A 22234-nucleotide genomic window follows, 5' to 3' on the forward strand; every position below is an offset into this window, starting at 1 on the left:
ACAGCCTTACGGCTGACTGTTTGCTGGCTCGCCTGTCGGCTCGCACATTGCCTACAAACAGCTCTACTGTTTGCTTAACGGCAATGTCCCGGCTGAGGGCCGAGCCGTGAAGCAAACGCCGGCGGCGTTTGTAGGCGAGGTGCGAGCGACAGCGAGCCGGCAAGACGCGGCCACAGGCCGTCCGCAATTGCAGGACGCTGTCAGCCGCAGGCTGACTGAGGGAGCGTCACACCCATTCGCTCGCTCACTCCGCGAACGGATTATCCGGCACACGCCGGTCCTGCGCCCGCGCCGCGACCTTGCGCCAATCGAACACGTCCAGCAGATCGCGCGCCCCGCACGGCTGTGGCTCGTCCAGCAATCCCAGCAGCCATCCGCAATAGCCGATCACCTGCGAAGCGGTAACGTCCTGCGAGCGCAGCACGCCCATGTCGAGCGACCGTTGCCGTTTGGCCAACCGCTTGCCGGCCGCATTGTCGATCAACGGCAGATGCGCGAACGCCGGAACGGCCATGCAGCCGTCGTCATTTCGAACAAAACGCAGCTCCCCATATTGGCCATTCCGAACGGAACGCAACTCACCATATTGGTCATTTCGAGCGGAGCGAAGCGAAGTCGAGAAATCTGTACTTTCTCTCCCCCATCCGCCGTCAATCAGCCGTTCGCGGATATACAGCTGCAACGCGGTCGATCGCAGCAGGTCACGACCGCGCACGATGTCGGTCACGCCCATGTCGAGATCGTCCACGGTGACGGCCAGCTGGTAGGCGAACAGTCCGTCCGCGCGTTTCATCACCGTGTCCCCGAGATCGTGCGCAATATTGAACGTCTGCGGTCCGAACACACAGTCGGCAAACGTCACGTCACGGTCCGGCGCATACAGTCTGAGCGAGTGCTGACGCCCAGCATCCAACCGCTGCCGCACCTCGGCCGGATCGTCGCACAGCAGAGCACGGCAGGTGCCGGGATAGACGACGAATCCGTCGCCTTCCTGAGGCGCGGACGCGGCGCGGATATCGGCACGCGAGCAGAAACACGGATAGATCGTATCCGACCGGTACCGCAATATGGCAACGTTCGCATCCGGTCCGCAATCGTCACCGTCCGCAGACAACGTATCCGCAGCGTTCGTCGAACCATCACCGGTACGGTCGCCATCACTGCCGTCGCATAGCGTACGCAACGCCGCCTCGTACCGATCCAGCCGATCGGACTGGTACACCGGCTCCCCGTCCCAGTCCAGTCCGAGCCACGTCAGATCGTCCATGATCCACCGGTCGGCGTCCTGCAGCACGCGCGGCCGGTCGATGTCTTCGATACGCAGGATCATCCGCCCGCCGGCCGCGTGCGCGGACAGCCAAGCGGCCAGCATCGCGTAGATGTTGCCGATGTGCATACGTCCGGACGGCGTGGGCGCGAACCGGCCCGTCACCGGCTTGTCAGCAAGCTGATCGGTCATCTGTCCGGCCGACCGGTCGGTCATCTGCTCGTTCGTCGATCGCCCAGCCATCAGCCGACCCACAGTTCGTGGTCGAGCGGCCATTCGTTGGGCACGCAGCCGTCCAGGTGCATGGATTGCTCCTGCATGAGCGGCGCACGCTGGCCCGCACCCGCGCAGGTCGTCTCATTGTCGATATGCCCGAGACGATGGCCGACCTCGTGGTTGACGACCATTTCGCGGTAGCGGCTGAGCGTGCCGCCCGCGTCGAGCCATGCGTCGACGGACCCGTTCCAGCGGTCGTCGTTGATGATGACCTGCTGGCCGACGCGGCAGCTGTAGTGTACCGAGCACATGGTCGAGAAATCGGTCATATATTGCGCTTCGGAGAGGATGATGTCCATGTCCGCGCTGCCGCAGTCGGCCTCGGAGGTCTGCTCGAAGGTGACGCCGGCGCGCGGCCAGCCTTTGGTGTTGTTGAGCGTGGAGAACACGATGTTGGCGAATGCTGTGGTGTTGCCGACGTTGCCTTTGGTCTGCAGACAGTACGTGTAGTGGTACGGTCCCGCGCCCGTTTTGTCGGCCGCGGCTTGGGCTGTCGATGTTGCCTGATCGAGGATGTGCGTTTTCTCGTGATCGCTCAGCGGTTGCGCGGACTTGTCTGCTGCCAGCGTTTTCGCGATATCGGCGGCTTTGGCGTCGGTTGTGTCGGATGATGTGCCGGATGCGCCGTTTGACGAGTTGGTGCCGGAGGCGTTCTGTTTGCCGGATGACGAACCGTCGGACGTATCGGATGAATTCGATTGGCCGGATTGACCGGACTTGTCTGATTCCTTGGATGCAGCCGACTGATCGGAACTGTCGCCGTCGTTCTTCTTGTCCGACGGTCCCGAACCGTCCGTCTGAGCCAACGTATTCAACGCATCGTCCGAGCCACGGTACTGCGCGAGCGTGCGATCGGCCGTCGCCGTGCTCGTGATCGTCAGTACGATCACTAGAACGGCCGCGACCACGGCCGCAACGCAACGCACGATCATCGATGGTCCCTGTCCCGTACCGGACGCAAACGTATGCCAGAGTCGAGGCATAATCGGTCGTTTCATCATCTTGTCCCCTCAGCTCTTCTCTTCACGCATCCACATTCCATCGACGGCCGCCCGTCGTGCATCGTGCCGGCCGCCGAACCATCGCCCAGTATACGCAACCCCCAAATACGAACGGCGGCTCCCCATATCGGAGAACCGCCGTAGATCTATCTGCGTTCCCCTGAGGGGGGGGAACTGTTCTGAGGCTGCTGGACGAACACGCAGCACTGCAACTTTGCTCCCCCTGAAGGGGGAGCTGTCAGCAAAGCTGACTGAGGGGGCGATAATGTCATCACAGTGAATCCGGCAGATCACCAATCCTCATCACGTGAAGACGCAGCTACGCGCGCAACGTCACGCAAAGAACGCGTTGAACAGCCACGCACCGACGATCGCGCCCACGATCGGAGCGACAACCGGAATCCACGCCTCGTTCCAACGCGAGGTACCCTTGGACGGGATCGGCAGAATGGCGTGCAGGAGTCGCGGCATGAGGTCGCGGGCCGGGTTCAGACCAGGGCCGGTCGGGCCGCCCATCGAAGTGACGAGGCCCCACACGATGAAGCCGACGACGATCGCGGCCGCGGCCGGGTCCTTCTCGCCCCACGGGTCCATCAGGCAGCACAGCGCGCCGAAGACGAGCACAAGGGTGCCGAACATCTCGTTGACGAAGTAGTTGAGCTTCTTGTTGTCGGCGTCGGTGGTGCAGAAGGTGGCGAGGATCGCCTCGGCGTCCTCGGTCTCCTTGTAGTGCGGGTAGTAGGTCAGGTAGACGATGAACTGGCCGAGCGCCGCGCCGAGCAGCTGCGCGATGATGTACGGCAGCACCTCGTTCCACGGGAACATGCCGTTGATGGCCTGCGCGATGGTCATGGCCGGGTTGATGTGCGCGCCGGAGACGGCACCGAACATGAGAACCGGGAACATGACGCCGAAGCCGTAGCCCATGGCGATGTTCAGCCAGCCGGCGTGGTGGCCTTTGGTGTTCTTGAGTTCGACGTTGGCGACGGAGCCGTTGCCGAAGATCATGAGGATGGCGGTGCCGAAGAACTCGGCCGCCAGCTTGGTGAAGAGGGAGTATTCCACAGCTGTTTCTTTTCTCTCTTAAGCGGTTAATGGCGATGACGATTGGCACCTCGAAGGCGTCAAGCAAACGGCACAAGTGTACGCCAAGGGCTGAACCGGATAAGACCCACGTTTCTTTACTTAACCCGAACCGGATGGATGCGGACGACGACGCTGGAATACGAGAAAGGCCGGAATCTTTCGATTCCAGCCTTGACCGTGCCCCCGCAGGGATTCGAACCCTGGACACGCTGATTAAGAGTCAGCTGCTCTAACCAACTGAGCTACAGGGGCAAGCTCAGCGCCGCACGCTTCCGTGCAACGAGTGACTAATATACACGCGATCACCAGCAAAGCAAACTTCGGCGTGTCGCACTTGTGCCGAAATAGCCCTTCAACAGTCAGGCAATATGCGAACGGCCGACACGCACACACAACACACCTGTTGAGACACCCCGGTTCACGAGCCGCTCGTCAGAGAATCACACCGACTCGTCAGTATTGATTAGGAACGAGCACAAGTCTGCCTTCGACGACGTCCTCGAGGTGTTTTCCATACGGGCTATTGCCATACCGACGGGCGGACTCGAGCAGCTCGTCCTTGCTGATCCACCCGTTCTGATAGGCGATCTCCTCGACCACCGCGATCGGCAGACCCTGCGCACGCTGAACCGTACGCACGAACTCGCCCGCCTCAAACAGCGAATCCATCGTGCCCGTGTCCAGCCACGCATACCCACGGCCCAACGTGCGTACACGCAGCGCGTCGGCATCGAGGTACATCTTGATCAGATCAGTGACCTCCAGCTCACCGCGGGCAGACGGCCGCACCTGCTTGGTAAACTCGACCACGCGATCGTCGTAGAAGTACAGTCCGGTCACCGCGTAATGCGACTTCGGCGCTATCGGCTTCTCCTCGATCGACACGACGTTGCTGTGATCGTCAAACTCGACCACACCGTATCGCTCCGGATGATCCTCGTAATATCCAAAGATGGTCGCCCCTTCTCCGAGCTCGGCTCGAGAGACCGCCTTACGCAACGTGGTTCCCAAACCGTTGCCGTAGAAGATATTGTCGCCCAGCACGAGCGCGCACGGCTCGCCGCCGATGAACTCCTCACCCAGCAGGAACGCCTGCGCGAGGCCATCCGGCGACGGTTGCACCTTGTAACTGAACCGCACACCGTACCGTCTGCCGTCACCGAGCAGGTGCTCGAAGTTCGGCAGGTCCTTCGGCGTGGAGATGATCAGGATATCGCGGATGCCGGCGAGCATAAGCACACTGAGCGGATAGTAGATCATCGGCTTGTCGTACACCGGCAGCAACTGCTTCGACGTGACCGCGGTGAGTGGATACAGCCGCGTGCCGGAACCGCCGGCGAGAATGATGCCCTTCATCGTCAGCTCCTTACTGTTTGGCGCCTCTCGTTCAGCTCCTCGGTGATGTATTGTGCAAGGGATTCCTCCCAATTTGCCGGCACATAACCGGTCTGCATAATTTTCGTCAAATTGAGTGTGGAATGCAACGGATGCGGGACGGCCGGCTCGGTTTCTTCAGCGATATATTCACTCGTGCTGATTGGTTTGACTTTGTTGCCGTTGCCGTTCGTCTGTTCGAACACGGCCGCCGCGATCTGGGCCCAGTTCTTGACCGCGCCGGAACCGGTCAGGTTGTATGTGCCGTACGGCGCGTGACTGTCGAGTAGGTGGAAGATCGCCTCGGCCATGTCCCGGGTGAACGTCAGACGACCATACTGGTCGTCGACCACGCTCACCTGGTCCAACGGGTCGACCGGATCAGCGACGCGGTTCGACAGCATCATCATGGTCTTGACGAAGTTGTGGCCCTCGCCGATCACCCAACTGCTACGGAGAATGTAGTGTTCCGGCGCGTTCGCCACAGCGATGTCGCCCGCGGCCTTGGACTGGCCGTACACGCCGAGCGGCGCAAACGGCTCGGTCTCCGTATGCTCCTCGGAGGTGCCGTCGAACACGTAGTCGGAACTCACATGCACGAGCGTGATGTGATGCTCCTTGGCCACCCTGGCGAGCAAGGCCGGCCCCTGCGCGTTCGCCTTCCACGCGACCGGACGACCTTCCGCAGTCTCGGCCTTGTCCACGGCCGTATACGCGCCCGCGTTGATGATCGTGCCATACAACGACCAATCATACTTGTCATAGGCCGCCGGATCCGAGAAATCAAACTCGTCGATGTCCGTATACTCGAAACCCTCAAGACCGTGCGCCTCCGCGTACGCGCGGATCGCGTGACCGAGCTGGCCATTGCAACCCGTCACCAAAGTCCGCTTCGGAGCCATCGGCCTGGCATCCCTGAGCAACGGATGATGCAGATCAGCCTCGCTCCGCTCCGACTCGAACAGCGGAATCGGCCAGGCGATGTTCAGCTCGGGGTCCTCGAGGTTCACGAACGTGTACGTCTTCTTCTGCTCAAGCGACCAATGCGCGTTCACCAGATACGTGTACACCGTGCCGTCCTCGAGCGCCTGGAAGCTGTTGCCCACGCCACGCGGCACATAGATCGCCTTCGACGGATCCAAGCGCGTCGTGAACACCTGGCCGAAGCTCTCGCCCGGACGCAGATCGACCCACGCGCCGAAAATCTCGCCGGCCGCGATAGAAATGTACTTGTCCCACGGCTCGGCGTGGATGCCGCGCGTCACGCCCTTCGTCGCGTTGAAGCTGATGTTGTTCTGCACCGGACCGAAGTCCGGCAAGCCAAGCGCGGTCATCTTCGCACGCTGCCAGTTCTCCTTGAACCAACCACGATTATCCCCATGCACCGGCAGATCGAACACCAGTAGTCCGGGGATGTTCGTCTCAGTGACCTTCAGTTCCTTTTCAAAATCCATGTCAGTCATCCTCATCATGGAGGCTCCCCCGGAAACGATCCAGAGAAGCCGCATGTCTTCATTCAATCGGCGCCGATCACTGGCCTTGTGCCTTGTACTTGGCTTCGGTCGCGGCCTTGGCCGGCTCCCACCACGCACGGTTCTCCGTGTACCAGGCGATCGTCTGCTCAAGACCCTTCTGGAAGTCCGTGTGCACCGGCCTCCAGCCGAGCTCGGTCTGCAGCTTGGTCGAGTCGATCGCATACCGGCGGTCGTGACCCGGACGGTCCTTCACCCAATCGAAATCATCCGGGTCCTTGCCCATCACGGTCAGGATGTCACGCAACACGGTCAGATTGTTGCGCTCCCCATTCGCGCCGATCAGATACGTCTCACCCAGACGACCCCGGGTCAGGATCGTCCACACGGCCGAGGAGTGGTCCTCCGTATGGATCCAATCACGCACGTTCAGGCCGTTGCCGTACAGCTTCGGCTTCAACCCGTCCAAAATGTTCGTGATCTGACGCGGGATGAACTTCTCGACATGCTGGTACGGACCGTAGTTGTTCGAACAGTTCGAGATCGTCATGCGGATGCCGAACGTTCGATGCCACGCGCGCACCAGCAGATCCGAACTCGCCTTCGTCGAGCTATACGGGGAAGACGGATGATACGGGGTCTCCTCCGTGAACTTCGCCGGATCATCCAACGCGAGGTCGCCGTACACCTCGTCCGTGCTCACGTGATGATAACGCACGTCATACTTGCGGCACGCCTCGAGCAGACGGAACGTACCCTCCACATTCGTCTTCAAAAACGGCTCCGGATTCGCGATCGAATTATCATTATGCGACTCCGCCGCATAATGCACGATCGCGTCATGCCCCGGCACGATCCGATCCAACAACTCCGCATCACAGATATTCCCATGCACGAAATCAACACGATCACCCAAAATCGACCGGATGTTCTCGAGATTACCCGCGTAGGTCAATGCGTCAAGCACCGTGATGTGCACGTCGGGATGGTTGTTGTACACGTAATGCACGAAATTCGAACCAATGAACCCACAGCCACCGGTCACAATGATGTTACAGGGAACAAACAATCCGTCAGCCATACGCCCAAGCATAGCGGTTGCCACATATGGAACGAGCCGACATAGCCAGCAAGCCATCCACATCATCCGTTCGAGGGGCACAGCAGGGTGCACCGCGTCGAGATCCAGTGCGCACTCAGTACAGATCATCTGCCATAAACAACACCATCGGATTGTCGTTCGCACACCGATTGAACACGTCTTTTACAGTGCCGTACTTACCTACGTTATAGGCAAGGTAACCAAACACAGTTAAGGATCATTCGCCCCCGCACTATTCGCCGCTACCGGAGAAAAAGAAGGACACGATCAACGGCAAAGCAATCTTATCAACGATAGAATCAATCCTGTCATTGATAAGATTAAATAGGAAGCTGAAATCAATGAATGATGATTTACACATTCCTCGCAAGGAATCCCTTCACACAGAATTCAAAAGCGAACAGTCAGAGCCAGTCGACGATTCAGTGATCATTGCCAATGTAGTCGCATTCGCCAACACCGAAGGCGGTACGTTATATCTTGGGGTGGAAGATGACGGTACTCCGACTGGAGTCAGTCACGAGCATAGGAATATAACCCAACTGGCGGCATATGTTTTCAATAACACCGTGCCCCCGGTTCAAGTAAGACCCGTCGTGCTTGACGACAACGGGCGGCGTGTGGTCGCCATCAGAGTAGACGAATCCTCGCAACTAACCTGCATGAAAAACGGCAGAGTCGTCCATCGCGTATTGAAAGCGGATGGTGAGCCTGAAGTCATCACCATGTATCCATATGAATTCGTCTCCCGCCTGTCATCAATCGGCAACTATGATTACAGCGCGCAACCGGCTCCCGGAGCGGTTTTGACGGATCTCGACCCGCAAGCCAGGGATACGTTACGAGAAGGGATCGCGAGAACACACGCGGACGACGCAATACTGTCGCTATCAGACATGGATTTCGATGGCGCCTTAGGGTTGGCAACCAGACAAACCCGGGAAGGTGACACCATACCAACGGTCGCCGGCATCGTAACGATCGGCACAAAACAGGCGCTCAAACGCTGTATGCCGACCGCGACCGCAACATTCCAAGTCATGAGAAACGGCTCGCCGATCGTAGATGAACAGTTGCGAGAACCCTTGGTCCACACATTCCGACGCATAGAGGAACTGATGACGCCTTGGAATCCACAAACGGAGATCATGATCGGAGCTCAGCACGTCAACTTCAACTCCTACGATAGAGGAGCATTCCGCGAAGCTATGGCCAATGCATTCTGCCATCGTGACTATACCATCATGGCACCGGTACGATTCCAACTAGACGAAGCAGGTCTCACCATAGCCAATCCGGGCGGATTCATGCGTGGTGTCAATCACAGCAATCTCCTCACCGTGTCGCCGATGCCTAGAAACCCGCGCTTGGCAGATATTTTGAAACGTTGCGGTTATGTAGAACGAACAGGACGTGGCATTGATCGTATTTTCACAAGAACTGTTCTCTCGGGACGCCCCTTACCGAATTATTCGCAATCCACTTCCGAAGAAGTCGTCTTGTTCTTACGAAACGCGTCAGTAGATGAGTCATTCATCCGATTAATCGACAAAGTCTCCATCAAACGCGGCGCTCCGATGCCAGTCGAATCATTGATCACACTTGCAACCTTGCACCAATATGGGACACTGGATGATGCCGAAATCGGCAGACGAACCAGCCTTGATCGCGAACGCGTCTCTTTGGCATTACACGACCTATCGTCCCTAAGTTTGATCACACTTTGCGGAAAGAACACCTACAGAATGTCCGATCATGATGGACGGAGGATCAATTCCCGGGAGGCCCCGCAGTCAAAGGTCGACCGCATCGTTCAAATCCTTCACGCTTTGGGAGACTCTGCTTCAGTGCCGCAGATCGCCGAACATTACGGCAAAAGCTATGCCACTACACTGCGGCTGTTGAAACGAATGGAGTCCGAGGGGAAGGTACACCATCGCGGTAACACCAAGTCCTCCGAGTACTACTTATGACGCCATGCCGAGCAACCCGACAAGTCTTGATCAGAGCTTCAAAAGCACTGTTCGGAAGGTGCATGGATGACGAGCACTTCCAACGAATGGTCGATGCAACGCTGCCTCGACATGTCTCGACTCGGTGAGACCGCACCCGAAACGAACTGATCATCGCTATCGGAACAGGCGAAAACCGAAGTGCGCAAGATTTCGGGCACGACCAAAGCTCTGGCTTTCCGCATGATCGAAGAACCAGAGCTTAGTCTATAAGTATTCATTCCTTTTCGAAAAACTCTAATCAGCTAGGGCATTCTTGAGGAAGGCAAAAGATTCCGAACCCGCATTCTTCAGTTTTTCACTGACCGGATCATAGTTAATGTGCCGTATAGCGTCAGTAGATTCCGGCAAGTCACCCAATCCAACCAATTCCAGCAAACTGGCAAGACGCGAATTGGCATTCCCCTTTTTCACTGCCAGTACTGGCATGAAATCGCGCTGGGTGAGCAGCGAGAAACATACACCGTGGAAAGAGCTGGTAATAACGCAGTCAGCATTCTTGAAGTATCCAACAAACTCACGAGGCGTGGCAGAGAATACGTTCTTTACATCCTTGACCGGCTTCATCGAATAGGAGTGAATGAAGACAACCGGAATGCCTCGCTGTGCCGCGATCCTTTGCGCACGGGTTACTACTTCATCTTGCATCGTAACGGCATAAGCCAAAACATATCGTTCAGGCGCATGTGCCGGCTTCTGGGCAAATTCGAACCATTGATCGCTAGGCAAGAGCAACGTGGGATCGAGGACCTGAACCGCATCACGACCGGTGAGTTTCCGAACGATATCAATGCCCTGATTTTCACGGACGCTGATCTCATCAAAATCAGACAAATAACGGCCAGCCTCATCCGCACAGTCTTCGTCAAAAGTAGCCTTGCCGAAACTCGCTGCGTAGGAAACCTTTTTAACCCCATCAACAGTTCCTGGAAGGAAGTACTGCATATCCTTATTGGTCAGATATGTGCTCCATACCTGGTCACTGCCCACAACCACAGCGTCCAGTCCCTCGCACTGATCAATGAGGTTTTTATTGCTGTCAACATCCCAGAATGTCAAGAAGTGCTTATCACTATTGCGGAACTTCTTCTGCTTAATCGCACGCATGCTATAGGTATAAGGCCACTTAATCAGTTCCTTAATGCTCCTGCAGCTCGTCAGCGGCTTCGGACGCTCGTATTCCGTGACGGACTTGCATTTATAATCGATTACTTCAGGTGTATGACCCAGAGATTGAATCGCACGATACAAGGCATAGCATTGTAAAGTTGCGCCATAATTGAGCGTATTCTGAAATGTCAGAATACCAACTTTCTTACTCATAATGATCCTTTCTGATATTTATCTAGATCGTTTATAAACTATTGTTTTGCGTGCTTAAGTTTTTTGCGATTCAAGGAAGAAGCAATCTGCCGTTTCTCATCTTGATTAAAAGTCCATTTCCATGCTATGAGGAAATATATCAGTGTATATACGATGCCAATAATCACGAACATCATAATATTGCTCACAGGATATAGAAATACATAAATTCCTGGAATGATGATTGATATAATAGCTCCTAAGAACAGGGGTGCCATTTGCCTCCAGAAATAGAACATATCAAGTCCGATTTTGACCTGATAGTACCAGTTCATGAAAATCCATGTTCCAAGAACAGCACTGACTACGAAACCAATAGCAGTTCCCCAATACCCTATGACAGGTATCAATACAATAGAGAGCGCGACATTGAGAACTGCCACTAGAATATAGACAATGCTACGAGCCTTGTGCCGATTTTTCGCTCGTTGGATCTCGATGCCGAGATTCTGAACCATCGGCACCAAAATAGCCGGAACCGTGAACAGACAGAGCCAATACACATCTGCGTTCCTGTCGCCCGCCCAAATATGAACAAAGTACTGCCCCAGTAGGATGAATCCACCGAAGACATACATAAACATGAACATCTGGTATCGGCCGATTCGTGCCATGAGATGCACAAGTTCTGTATTGTCATCAGACTTTGCGACCATAAGGTTTGTTTTCGGAGCAAATACGCCAACGATCGATCCTGATAGCGTGGTGAACATGTTGCGAATCTGGATAGACATGGAATAAACCGTTACAATCTGCGAGCCAGCCATCGCACCGAGCAGGAAATTTGGTACATTGTTATTTGCCATGTCAAAGACCTGGTTCAGGAAGATCCAGAAACTAAAAACGGCAACCTCTTTCAGCAATTGCACGTCGAATGACGAAAAATCGAAACTCATGTGCAGTTTACTGAATGAATATCTGATATTCGATACCATAAGGGCTGCGGTCAGTATCGTCTGGATCACTGCAACGCCCATTACGCCTGAGCCAAGAAACAGGAAGACAACCGCACCGATTGGAGTGCCCAACGACAACACGAGCTGACGTGTCTGGCGATACAAGAATCGTTCGTTGGCGAGAATGAATGAATCAAATACCGTGCTGGGGAATGTCATGGCAATATTTACAACCATGACAATCATAAGTCCTCTTGCCAATTGAATTTCGCTTGGCGTCAGGCCGCTAGAGAATAATGCCTGAGTATTCGCTACTAAAAAGGCACCGGCAATCAAACATATGATTGCCATACACATGAACACCAGCATATACATGCCATTAAGACGTGCAATGCCTTTTTGATCATTATGCACAGCTCGTTGCGAGTAAAACCTCACATAAGCAGTATTGAATCCCATACTAAGTAGCGTCAGCGAAAATACAACGGAATTCGTCATCTGGAATACGCCATAATCCGCCTGACCGACAAAGTGAAGCAAAAGCGGAGTATAAAACAGATTAACGATGTTCTTGGCAAGAATCGTTGTATAGTTCAGCACTAATCCAATTTTTCGTTGGCTTTTCAAACGAGAACCTCACGTACCTCTTTCGGCAACATCAAAATTCAGCGTAGTCTGGTGCTAACGCACGATTTTCTTAATCGATTGCACCATTGAAGCCGGAACGATCTTCTTCACGAGACGCTTGGTTTCCGCTTTCAATGTCTTTGCCGTGTCAATATGCTCCAGAAGTTCCTTCGCGGCATCATCATTGGCAGCAGTCGTGAAGCACTCGAACAAAATCGGTGCGTCGGAGTCGTTGCTCAGGAACTCTCCCTTAGCCTGTTCAAACTCGTCTTTGGTCCGAGCGCTGAGATAGCGGAAGCCCAGAGCCTCTGCCCATCCCTTGGCTGCTGAGACAAACGGACGATCAGTGTGGAAATGATCGATGTTGTGATATGCCGCAGCAATATAGTCATTGGCCTGCTGGCCAAATTGCGAAGCAATATGAGTCGACATGCGGAACTCAGCACCAACATTATTATTCACCAGCAGGATGCGTACATTCTTACCGAGATTATGATTGCCCAATACATCCATGTCGTAGAAGAACGCAAGATCTCCGACTGCAGCAAAACACAATGCATCAGGTCGAGCAAGACTGGCTCCAACCAGTGTAGAGACAACACCATCAATACCGAATCCACCGACATTGGACATGGTAGTGACTGTCGGTTTAACCGCAAAGTTATTCCAACTGCGGAGAGAATTCAGAATGCCAAGGTGCAGGATTGATCCATCAGGAATCTCCTTGGAGAGAGTCTTCGCGATCCAAGGATTCGAGAACGGCATTTCCGGGAACCGCTTGCGCAAACCAGCATCATACGTCTTCCAGGAGTCTACGTAGGAATGAGCAGAAATCTCGGGAAGATTATTCGAATAATGGTCAAAGAACTGGACCATATCTGTCTGGAACACGTAATCAAGACGGGGGAATCGTTTCTTAAATTCGCCATCGAGGCTGACTCTCCACACGGGCGTATGACAAGAAGATATGTACCCAATAGTCGGGTAATCACCTGAAACTTCACCGATATGGATGACCAAATCCGGTTTCAATGCATTATGATTCGGATTGTCTCCATTGAGCTGGACGCATGCCAAGGCCCCCTGAAGTGAGTATTGCTCGCCATGATAACCGCTCGTGCAGCTGGTCAGCACGACCGCGTTGTGTGTACTGGCGAATCGCTCAATGGCAGTCTTTTCTGCATCGGAGAAATCTCGATGTGCACCCAGAACAATGGCTACGCGCTTTTCCGCAGGAAGTTCAGGCCAAACGTCCTGTTCCGACAGGGTGAGTCGCGTGATCTTACGTACGTCAGGCAGCTGAGGCGTGGTGAAAGTGCCACAATAGTCAGACACCAGCTGGATGTGAACTGGACCACCGCCATCACGAGTAAGCTCAGACAGAGCGATGTTCATACGTAATGCGGCATCGTCAAATTCACGCTGTGAATATACTGGGTCGATGTTGACCGAGCAACGGGCGATATCCTTTTGGATCACCGAGCGATCGATGACTTGTTCCATCAGCTTTCCGACATCACTACGCAGGTGCATGGACGTGACTGCCAGAACCGGCAGCTTGCGATAATACGCTTCAGTCAGTCCTGGAACATAATTGCGTGACGCAGTGGCACCGGTGCATGACAGCACAACCGGTTCTCCTGATTCGGCGGCCAGCCCACAGGCGATATACGCAGCAGAACGTTCATCCACAACGGAATACAGCTCGAAATAGGGGTCGTTCTGCACGCTGCCGGAAATTGGAATATTGGTACTTCCAGGTGAGAGAACCATCTTCCTAATACCGTACTTCTTCAACAAGCTCAGCAGAATCTGGGCATTCTTCTCATCTGTGTAGTTCACCATGTCTCATCCTCACAGGTCAAGCGGGTACGAACTCAGTCTAGGCCACGCCATATATCAACTATGTTCACGCTACTATTACGGGGGTACAGTATCATGAAAATCATTACAGTGTGCTTACTGTATCGGAAATCTCATAAGGAGTACATGTGACCGGAGAGAAAGTACTGCTCTTAGGCGGAACAGGAGCTATCGGAACCTATGTGGCGCAAGAACTCTTGAATCTGGGATTCAAGGTAGATGTCACATCTCGTTCACATCATGAAACCACAAACAACAATCTGCGTTATATACAAGGCAATGCCAGAGAGCGTGCGTTCGTTGATGAACTCCTCCATAATAGATACGATTCAGTCGTTGATTTCATGATTTACCCCACGAAGGATTTCGAGACACGATACACCGATTTCCTCAACGCAACCGGTCAGTATGTATATCTTTCGTCATATCGTGTGTTCGCTGACTCACCTGTTATTACGGAAGATTCTCCACGATTACTTGATGTTTCCACAAATCAGGCATACCTGCAGACCGATGAATATTCCCTCGCCAAAGCACGTCAGGAGAATCTTCTCACTCATTCTGGCAAGAATAATTACACTATTCTACGTCCTTCAATCACGTTCTCGAAGGAACGTTTCCAATTGGGAATACTCGAAAGCGAGCATTGGCTATGGCGTGCGCTGCACGGCAAAAAAATTGCTTTTCTGCCCCAGATGCTGAACCGACAGACCACGCTCACTTGGACCAAGGACTCGGCGGTTATGATCTCCCGTTTGATCAATAATCCTCAAGCTCTTGGAGAAACTTTTAATGTTGCAACGTCACAACACATGGCATGGCAAGACGTACTGAATATATATCAAGAAGCACTTGGAAGAGAAATCTCCATTGTTCCGGTGAACAAGGAAGATTTCATTGCAATCACAGGTGCTGGATATCAGATCTCGTATGATCGCATGTTCAACCGAATAATGGACAATTCAAAAATTCTTGCAGCAACAGGACTTACTCAGCATGATATGCATGATTCATCTGAAGCTCTAAGAAATGAACTTCTTCATTTCCTTAAGCATCCGCATTTTCGTCCGATCAATTGTGTATTCACGGCGAAAATGGATCATGCAACTAACGATTTTACTGCGACCGAATTCCATCGGAAGCAGCTGGTCAAATATCTAATGTATCGACTCATGCCAATTTCCTATAAGCGTCCTTCCTTGCAAGAACTAGGTTTATAAATCTACTATGAGGCCGTCAAGATACGCCTTGACGGCCTCATACTTATGGTCGTTTCAGGAATTTTTTCACGATCTCCTTTATTTGTGATATCGCAGAATCGAATTTTTGCAATACTTTCGCCATAAGAACAGCAACGTGAGTGAGTGCTTCCGAACCTGTTAGCAGCCCAATGGAGAACAACCTCAAAGATTTCTCAATGTGAGTAGACCAATGACCTCTGCGGGAATGGGAGAATGACTCACGAATAAGCGGGTCAGTCGCGAGTTGTCTAATGAGTTTGGATCTTTCCTCACGCGAATAATGTTCTTTCTGCCGGTACATTGATTCAACATATAGGCGCGTCTGATTAGCAAGTCCACGAGCGAATATGCTCAATGACGGCTCATACCAATCACGCATCGTAGCAAAATCGAATTTGGTAACCGCATAAGCATCTTCAAACCGTTTAGTGGTATAGGACGAATGCAACAAACTTCCTTCACGGACTGTGTAACGATACAATGATCTACTTGTACTGGATACACAGGTTGCATGCTTGTACAACGGGTGCACAAAGAACGAATCTTCACCAACTGCTACTCCGACTGCGAATCGAGCACCAGTTTTCACTACAAAATCACGTAGATACAGCTTATTCCAAGCAGTAAGCAGATATATAGAGTCAGCGAGAACAAACAGACTCTGTTTGAATGCAGCAGGTCCGAGACCGGAGAAATCGACACCGTCAAAGCCTGAAACCCGAATTGGGCTGCCTTGATCATCGTAAAAGTTGTCAGTGTGATTGTAGAAGAGTATTTGGCTGTGGTCGTGTTCGGCGCGGGCGACCAGATACTCCAAGGCATCCGGCTCCAGAAAATCATCACTGTCCAGGAAACACAGGTACTTACCCCGAGCGGCATCCATACCCACGTTACGGCTGTCCCCGCTGCCCGTGTTCTCCTTATGAATCACACGCACACGAGCATCCTCGGCCGAAAGACGATCAAGCACCGCACCCGTGCCATCCGTGGAACCATCATCGACGACCACCAGCTCCCAATCCGCAAAAGACTGGGACAACACACTCCTCAACGAAGCCTCAACCGTCGACACGGCATTAAACACCGGAACAACAACACTCACCACACACACAACAACACCCCTAAATCAATTCTGACGACTGGACGATTCCCGGTAAACACGAATTCGTCGTACGGCGGTCAAATATAGTTCCATCAGCAATGTGCTACGTGTCTTGGCAACAGCCGTAAACACACGTTGACCACCGTAAGGCATGCGACCAGCTCTCTTCACCGCAACCATAAAGACCGAATCATGGATCATGGAACTAAGAAGAACGGTCCGTTCACGATGACTGATCGCATCAAGAAGCGCAAACATGAAATTTTGCACTTGAACTACAAAATCACGAGCATAGATCGAAACACCCGGTTCATACCACTGGCCAATGATTCGATCCGCTTCCTTATATACATACCGTGCATCTTGATATCGTTTCCGAGAAAAGGAATGCAACAAGCTACCGTTATGAATAGCATATCGATAGAAAGAACGATCCGAGCAAGAAACTCTTTGAACTGCACAATATAGTGGAAGCGTAAAAAGCATATCCTCACCGACCTTAATGTCAGTAGCAAATCGCGCCTTCACACTCATGACGAATTCGCGAAGATACAGCTTGTTCCACGAAGTGAACAAATATCGAGCTTCACCTAATTTCAGAAAATGCTTCTTCAGACCGTCATTGTCCGTCACATCAAAGGCATATCCATCATGCGCCTCAACATGATCGACTTGACCTTGGTCATCATAATATGTATCCGAATTATTGTAGAAGAGTATTTGGCTGTGGTCGTGTTCGGCGCGGGCGACCAGATACTCCAAGGCATCCGGCTCCAGAAAATCATCACTGTCCAGGAAACACAGGTACTTACCCCGAGCGGCATCCATACCCACGTTACGGCTGTCCCCGCTGCCCGTGTTCTCCTTATGAATCACACGCACACGAGCATCCTCGGCCGAAAGACGATCAAGCACCGCACCCGTGCCATCCGTGGAACCATCATCGACGACCACCAGCTCCCAATCCGCAAAAGACTGGGACAACACACTCCTCAACGAAGCCTCAACCGTCGACACGGCATTAAACACCGGAACAACAACACTCACCACACACATACAAGCACCACCGTTATAGACACGTTACAGTATTTGCAACAGAAGGACCCGGGAAAATCAAGTTATGACAGCATTTATTATGCTTAAGACAGCATTTTGTAGTAAAAAATAAAGAAATTACAGATATATAATCACAAATCATCAAAACAACATTTTGATAGATCCAATTAAAGATTGCATTTTTTTCCCAAGCCTTACTATATACATAGCAAAGAAAGGGAATCCCAGTCTTATAAAGAATAAAGAAATTCTTTGCATGCGATTAAACGATTTAATTATACTATCATCAATCTGAGTTCGCTTTAAATAGTCTATACACTTATTCCTAAAGTCCGTCACTTCTTTACCTTTTGCTTTTGTAACAAAAGTAAACATAACAGTCCGATAGTATGCTTTATATTTTTGCGAATCACAAATAGGTGCTAAAGAAGGAATACTTTTTGCTATACTTTCGCTACGTTCAATAAAAGCCTCAAGTAAATCTTTGACAGAAGAAATACTCGGAGAATGCATGATAGATCCACCACGCTGACGATAAAAATACAGTTTCTTATTTACAAAAGAAACCTTACGCGAATTTTCCAATATTTTATAGACCGTCGAAATGTCTTCAAACAATTTCCCCTCAGGAAATCTAATATTAAATGAATTCCAAATACTTCTCTTAAACATAAATCGCCAAGCAAAATTCTGAAAACGGTCTTCAAGGAGATATTGCAGCGCAGTTTTGTTATCCACACAAACATTATCAGGAAAAACCGGAGCTTCAGCATCGTCCGGCAACAATGATTTATCTTCACTCACCAACTGATAAGTGAAAACCACACAATCTGATTTATTGATATCAATACTTCTTACACACTCTGAAATAGCATTTGGTGATTTTAAATAATCATCAGAATCAACAAACAATAAATAATCGCCCGATGATTTCAATGCGCCGTAATTTCGAGCGCTTGATAAACCACCATTAGGCTTATGAAATGTTTTGACATTACTGTATCTTTTCGCATATGCATCACATAATAGTCCACATTCATCCGGAGAACCATCATCCACGAGAATAATTTCCAAATCAGAATAGTCCTGACTCACTAAACTGTTAATGCAGTCCGGAAGATAATCTTTTACCTTATACACAGGAACAATAATGGAAATTCTCAACATTTAATCCTCCTACATTTAGGATAAAAAATATCAAACGAATAAAATATTTTCATGAGGAAAATAAAAAACTACCCACAAATATAATAAGATATCTTAATATAGAAAACTTTTCTCTCCTAAACCATAATATCTATACACACAAATCATTAATATGATCATAAAAGGATTAACTTGATACTCAATAGCATGCGTTTCGATTATTCCATAGAAAAGCATTGCGAAGCTAATCGAAATTAGATAGTTTTTCAACAAAGTATTTTGAATACTATCGGTTTCTATAATTATATAATTAAAATTAAGAATAATAATAAACAGAAAAAGAGAAAATAACAGACCGCAAAAGATGGGAATGGATATATATAAAGAATCAATGGGCATTCCATAGAAGTTTCCAGATTCATCAGAAAAAAGAATATCCCCTTTTCGCGATAATAGCGTAAAGGAAAAGTTCTGAAGTACCATATCCCATATATAAGGTCTAGAACTCAAAGCAACATTGAGCTTTTCACCAAGGCCAAAAGGATCAATTCGATAAAAATATATCATCGCATAATTAATTATTGCAGGCAAAATCGAAATAACAATAATAAGAATAGGATGCTTTGCCAATATATTTTTTGGCCGTATAATAAAAATTATCGCAAGAACAGTCGATATAAGGAATCCTGCACTGGAATTTGTAAAATAGTTCAATACTGGAATAAGTAAAACAAAAGGGAAAATTATAAATCTATACCGAGGATACAATGCACAATAAAGAAGCAACAAAATTTGTATTCCGACTAAATAGCCAGAAGCCAGATTTGCATGATAGAAACCCCAGAATCCGCCAAATCTACTTCCAAAAATATAAGAAGAAATAACCGTTATAACAAAGAACGCCGAATATACAAATAGCATTTGTCTGACAAGAGATTTAAGAGATTCTTTCGCAAAGCTAAAACCTACAATAAAGGGAATAAGCAAATAAAACTTTTTAATATCAACACTCAAAGAAATGATTAAGAGACCAAAAAGAATCCAAGAAAGTTTTTCATATAAAAAATTATACCTTTTATTACCAGAAATTGAAAAGAAATAAAACGCAAAACTAAGCAAAACCGCCACAATTAACAGAACAATACGATAGCCTGTTACATCATAATATTTCGTAAAAGCCCACGATTGAAAATATGAAATAAAAGAAATTAACACAATAATCAAAAAAGACATAACGATCCCTTATTAAGCTTTTTCCAAGAATAAAGAGCATACCTTTTTTTGAGAATTTGTAATTGAATACTCCGTAGCAAAGCATTTATCATGCTTCTCTCTTCTACTTTTAGCAGAAGAGAAACCATTTCTTATAAGCTGCAAACAAGAATCTATCCATTCATTCTTTTCTAAAATAAGATATTGGATATCTGTTAGATTTATATCTTTAGGAATATTATCAGACACAATACATGGCAATCCAGCAGCTTGCGCTTCAATAGCGGCTATTCCAAAGCCTTCAAACTTCGAGGGAAACAAAAAAGCATCCATCGCAGAATAATATTCTGCAACATTGGTTACCGATCCAGTTAAGATAACCTTATCGGAAATTCCGTATTTCTGAATCCGATCAATAATCTTTGCCCGAAGGTAACCATCGCCGATAAGCAATAATCTAACATGTGAATTTACTTTACAAATTTCAGCAAATACATCAATCAAGAACATATGGTTTTTTTGCTCTTCGAATCTTCCCACATGTCCAAATACAAAAACATTATTTTTGATGCCGAATCGTTTCCGTATACGGGAACGACTATCTAACGAAAACACGAAATCAGCCATCATGATAGCATTTGGAATTACTTCAATACGTTGAATCGGTATATCAGGAAAGAGCCATTTTCCAGCTACCTGAGAACAAGCCCAGCAGTCAGTTGCAATATTTTCTATCACTTTATAATTAATGGCGTGTAAAATTTTCCTGATCAATCCCCTCGGCGTATCATTGTTATGGGAGTGAGCGATTATTCTTTTCACGCGTTTATTGGCAATGATAAAAGGAAGCACATTGGCGGCTGATAACATATTTACATAAGCAACATCATAAGATTTGCGCTTTAGAAGTAAAGACACACCTCTCGCGTATCCAATTGGGTTTTTTTTAAAATTAGGAACATGATAAACATGGGCTCCCATTGCTTCAAATTCATCTTCTAATGCCATCCTAGGATATGGAGAAATAAAATCGAGATTAATTCCACTCTTAATCATATATGGACAATAACTCTCCATATATTTTTCAACTCCGCCAATCGCATCATGCAGTCCAAAAACAAGACAAGACACCATGTTGTTCTCTCACATTCATTGTAGATGCAGTTAAAGTTATATTAAGCACAAATCCACTTAACACATATTGTCGCCCATCGGTATATCTCTTCTTTTATTGATAGATTTCGACGGGTTAAACATATAACCATGTTTCTTAAAGTAATAGATAAGTCCAGCAATATGCTTCACATTAGTGCTACTGATCAACTTCTTATGCGAAATGCGCTGGTAGTCATGCATGATCTCCGCTGAATCACAGAAGACCACTCGCAGTCCTGCTTGATGTATGCGTACACAAAAATCAACATCTTCTGGTGCATAGAAAATCTTTTCATCCAGCAATCCTACCCTTTGGATCGTTGAATACGGCATAAACCAACAAGCTGATAACAAATAACCAACATCCTGCAGATGATTCACTACTGGAGCTTGCGGAATCTCCATCTGGGCTCCACGCTGCTTCACAAAACCAATCGGGCATGCCTTGCGTAGCTTGATTCCGACAGTGGACAAATTACGGCCGCTAAGCTGCCATTCACCTTTACTGTTATGCATGTGAGGACCGATCACGCCAATTGACTGTTCAACGTCCTGTACAAGTTTGTCTGTGAGCTCTTCGAAGGCCACTGCATTGACTTCCGTATCAGAATCAAGCACACACACATAATCCGTTGTCGATTCAATTCTTTTCAGTGCCAGATTTCGCGACTTCGTGGTACCCTCATTATCCTTGAGCGTAATAAGATTGATTCGAGAGTCATGTTCTGTAATATCATGTATGATCTTCAACGTGTTGTCTTGGGAACCATTATCGACCACGAACACAGATAGTTTCTTAAATGGCAACGACAGTACAGACTTCAAGCACTTATCGACATATTTCTGTGAATTCCACGTCAAGATAACAAACGCAGCTGACGCATCACTCATTTCAGGTCTCATATCCATACTCCCTTACATCCATATCAGAGATCATTCTACGGGGGCATAGGGAGAAACGGAAGTCATCCTACGGCAGCACAT

General features: G+C 49.6%; 17 protein-coding genes and 1 tRNA gene. 2 read left to right on the forward strand and 16 right to left on the reverse strand.

The features are described from left to right. Positions 1 to 244 precede the first annotated feature (244 nt). The 7 genes from AC1A0G_RS07095 to rfbB all read right to left on the reverse strand — a co-directional run bounded on the left by AC1A0G_RS07095 (position 245) and on the right by rfbB (position 7557). The gene (locus tag AC1A0G_RS07095) at positions 245 to 1459 is read right to left on the reverse strand and encodes a glutamate--tRNA ligase family protein (protein WP_476528528.1); all 1215 of its coding nucleotides are present in this window, start codon (positions 1457 to 1459) and stop codon (positions 245 to 247) included. A gap of 50 nt (positions 1460 to 1509) precedes the next feature. Next, positions 1510 to 2475, reverse strand: a complete 966-nt coding sequence (locus tag AC1A0G_RS07100) for a DUF3152 domain-containing protein (protein ID WP_476528499.1) — start codon at positions 2473 to 2475, stop codon at positions 1510 to 1512. Positions 2476 to 2877: 402 nt separating this feature from the next. Then, positions 2878 to 3609 (reverse strand): MIP/aquaporin family protein, encoded by a 732-nt coding sequence (locus tag AC1A0G_RS07105; protein WP_476528500.1) that lies wholly within the window; start codon positions 3607 to 3609, stop codon positions 2878 to 2880. Between the two features lie 199 nt (positions 3610 to 3808). Next, positions 3809 to 3882 (reverse strand) — tRNA-Lys (locus AC1A0G_RS07110). A gap of 201 nt (positions 3883 to 4083) precedes the next feature. Further along, complete coding sequence (gene rfbA, locus AC1A0G_RS07115) at positions 4084 to 4986, reverse strand: glucose-1-phosphate thymidylyltransferase RfbA (protein ID WP_476528501.1); 903 nt, start codon at positions 4984 to 4986, stop codon at positions 4084 to 4086. Between the two features lie 2 nt (positions 4987 to 4988). Next, positions 4989 to 6458 (reverse strand): sugar nucleotide-binding protein, encoded by a 1470-nt coding sequence (locus AC1A0G_RS07120; RefSeq protein WP_476528502.1) that lies wholly within the window; start codon positions 6456 to 6458, stop codon positions 4989 to 4991. A 76-nt stretch (positions 6459 to 6534) separates the two neighbouring features. Beyond that, positions 6535 to 7557: a dTDP-glucose 4,6-dehydratase gene (gene rfbB / locus AC1A0G_RS07125; RefSeq protein WP_476528503.1), complete on the reverse strand. Its 1023-nt coding sequence runs from the start codon at positions 7555 to 7557 to the stop codon at positions 6535 to 6537. Between the two features lie 362 nt (positions 7558 to 7919). On the opposite strand from rfbB, the gene AC1A0G_RS07130 reads away from it, so the two are divergent. Next, positions 7920 to 9551, forward strand: coding sequence for an RNA-binding domain-containing protein (locus AC1A0G_RS07130; RefSeq protein WP_476528504.1), 1632 nt, complete (start codon positions 7920 to 7922; stop codon positions 9549 to 9551). Between the two features lie 276 nt (positions 9552 to 9827). Here the strand turns inward: AC1A0G_RS07130 and AC1A0G_RS07135 are convergent, their stop codons facing one another. The 3 genes from AC1A0G_RS07135 to AC1A0G_RS07145 form a co-directional block, all read right to left on the reverse strand. Next, complete coding sequence (locus AC1A0G_RS07135; protein WP_476528505.1) at positions 9828 to 10913, reverse strand: polysaccharide pyruvyl transferase family protein; 1086 nt, start codon at positions 10911 to 10913, stop codon at positions 9828 to 9830. 38 nt (positions 10914 to 10951) lie between these two features. Next, positions 10952 to 12448, reverse strand: a complete 1497-nt coding sequence (locus tag AC1A0G_RS07140) for a lipopolysaccharide biosynthesis protein (protein WP_476528506.1) — start codon at positions 12446 to 12448, stop codon at positions 10952 to 10954. 81 nt (positions 12449 to 12529) lie between these two features. Next, entirely contained in the window at positions 12530 to 14320 is a 1791-nt protein-coding gene (locus AC1A0G_RS07145) for a thiamine pyrophosphate-binding protein (protein ID WP_476528507.1), read from the reverse strand. 146 nt (positions 14321 to 14466) lie between these two features. On the opposite strand from AC1A0G_RS07145, the gene AC1A0G_RS07150 reads away from it, so the two are divergent. Further along, the gene (locus AC1A0G_RS07150; RefSeq protein ID WP_476528508.1) at positions 14467 to 15558 is read left to right on the forward strand and encodes an NAD-dependent epimerase/dehydratase family protein; all 1092 of its coding nucleotides are present in this window, start codon (positions 14467 to 14469) and stop codon (positions 15556 to 15558) included. A gap of 43 nt (positions 15559 to 15601) precedes the next feature. On the opposite strand, the gene AC1A0G_RS07155 is transcribed toward AC1A0G_RS07150, so the two are convergent. From AC1A0G_RS07155 to AC1A0G_RS07180, 6 genes are all read right to left on the reverse strand, one after another. After that, on the reverse strand, positions 15602 to 16690 hold the full coding sequence (locus tag AC1A0G_RS07155) for a glycosyltransferase family 2 protein (RefSeq protein ID WP_476528509.1): 1089 nt from the start codon (positions 16688 to 16690) through the stop codon (positions 15602 to 15604). 15 nt (positions 16691 to 16705) lie between these two features. Then, on the reverse strand, positions 16706 to 17737 hold the full coding sequence (locus AC1A0G_RS07160) for a glycosyltransferase (RefSeq protein ID WP_476528510.1): 1032 nt from the start codon (positions 17735 to 17737) through the stop codon (positions 16706 to 16708). A 141-nt stretch (positions 17738 to 17878) separates the two neighbouring features. Next, on the reverse strand, positions 17879 to 18904 hold the full coding sequence (locus AC1A0G_RS07165; protein WP_476528511.1) for a glycosyltransferase family 2 protein: 1026 nt from the start codon (positions 18902 to 18904) through the stop codon (positions 17879 to 17881). A 93-nt stretch (positions 18905 to 18997) separates the two neighbouring features. Next, positions 18998 to 20116 carry a hypothetical protein gene (locus AC1A0G_RS07170; RefSeq protein ID WP_476528512.1) on the reverse strand — a complete coding sequence of 373 codons (1119 nt, stop codon included), beginning with the start codon at positions 20114 to 20116 and terminating at the stop codon, positions 18998 to 19000. A 12-nt stretch (positions 20117 to 20128) separates the two neighbouring features. Then, entirely contained in the window at positions 20129 to 21229 is a 1101-nt protein-coding gene (locus AC1A0G_RS07175) for a glycosyltransferase (protein ID WP_476528513.1), read from the reverse strand. A 57-nt stretch (positions 21230 to 21286) separates the two neighbouring features. Beyond that, positions 21287 to 22153 carry a glycosyltransferase family 2 protein gene (locus AC1A0G_RS07180; RefSeq protein WP_476528514.1) on the reverse strand — a complete coding sequence of 289 codons (867 nt, stop codon included), beginning with the start codon at positions 22151 to 22153 and terminating at the stop codon, positions 21287 to 21289. Positions 22154 to 22234: the final 81 nt, after the last annotated feature.

Source organism: Bifidobacterium sp. LH_230 (genome assembly GCF_056357555.1).

Bases quoted from the DNA above. Each gene is read 5' to 3' on its own strand.
- rfbA (WP_476528501.1), bottom strand. From the start codon at position 4,986: ATGAAGGGCATCATTCTCGCCGGCGGTTCCGGCACGCGGCTGTATCCA.
- AC1A0G_RS07160 (WP_476528510.1), bottom strand. From the start codon at position 17,737: ATGTGTGTGGTGAGTGTTGTTGTTCCGGTGTTTAATGCCGTGTCGACG.
- AC1A0G_RS07130 (WP_476528504.1), top strand. From the start codon at position 7,920: ATGAATGATGATTTACACATTCCTCGCAAGGAATCCCTTCACACAGAA.
- AC1A0G_RS07170 (WP_476528512.1), bottom strand. From the start codon at position 20,116: ATGTCTTTTTTGATTATTGTGTTAATTTCTTTTATTTCATATTTTCAA.
- AC1A0G_RS07135 (WP_476528505.1), bottom strand. From the start codon at position 10,913: ATGAGTAAGAAAGTTGGTATTCTGACATTTCAGAATACGCTCAATTAT.
- AC1A0G_RS07095 (WP_476528528.1), bottom strand. From the start codon at position 1,459: ATGACCGATCAGCTTGCTGACAAGCCGGTGACGGGCCGGTTCGCGCCC.
- AC1A0G_RS07165 (WP_476528511.1), bottom strand. From the start codon at position 18,904: ATGTTGAGAATTTCCATTATTGTTCCTGTGTATAAGGTAAAAGATTAT.
- AC1A0G_RS07100 (WP_476528499.1), bottom strand. From the start codon at position 2,475: ATGATCGTGCGTTGCGTTGCGGCCGTGGTCGCGGCCGTTCTAGTGATC.
- AC1A0G_RS07175 (WP_476528513.1), bottom strand. From the start codon at position 21,229: ATGGTGTCTTGTCTTGTTTTTGGACTGCATGATGCGATTGGCGGAGTT.
- rfbB (WP_476528503.1), bottom strand. From the start codon at position 7,557: ATGGCTGACGGATTGTTTGTTCCCTGTAACATCATTGTGACCGGTGGC.
- AC1A0G_RS07120 (WP_476528502.1), bottom strand. From the start codon at position 6,458: ATGGATTTTGAAAAGGAACTGAAGGTCACTGAGACGAACATCCCCGGA.
- AC1A0G_RS07145 (WP_476528507.1), bottom strand. From the start codon at position 14,320: ATGGTGAACTACACAGATGAGAAGAATGCCCAGATTCTGCTGAGCTTG.
- AC1A0G_RS07180 (WP_476528514.1), bottom strand. From the start codon at position 22,153: ATGAGACCTGAAATGAGTGATGCGTCAGCTGCGTTTGTTATCTTGACG.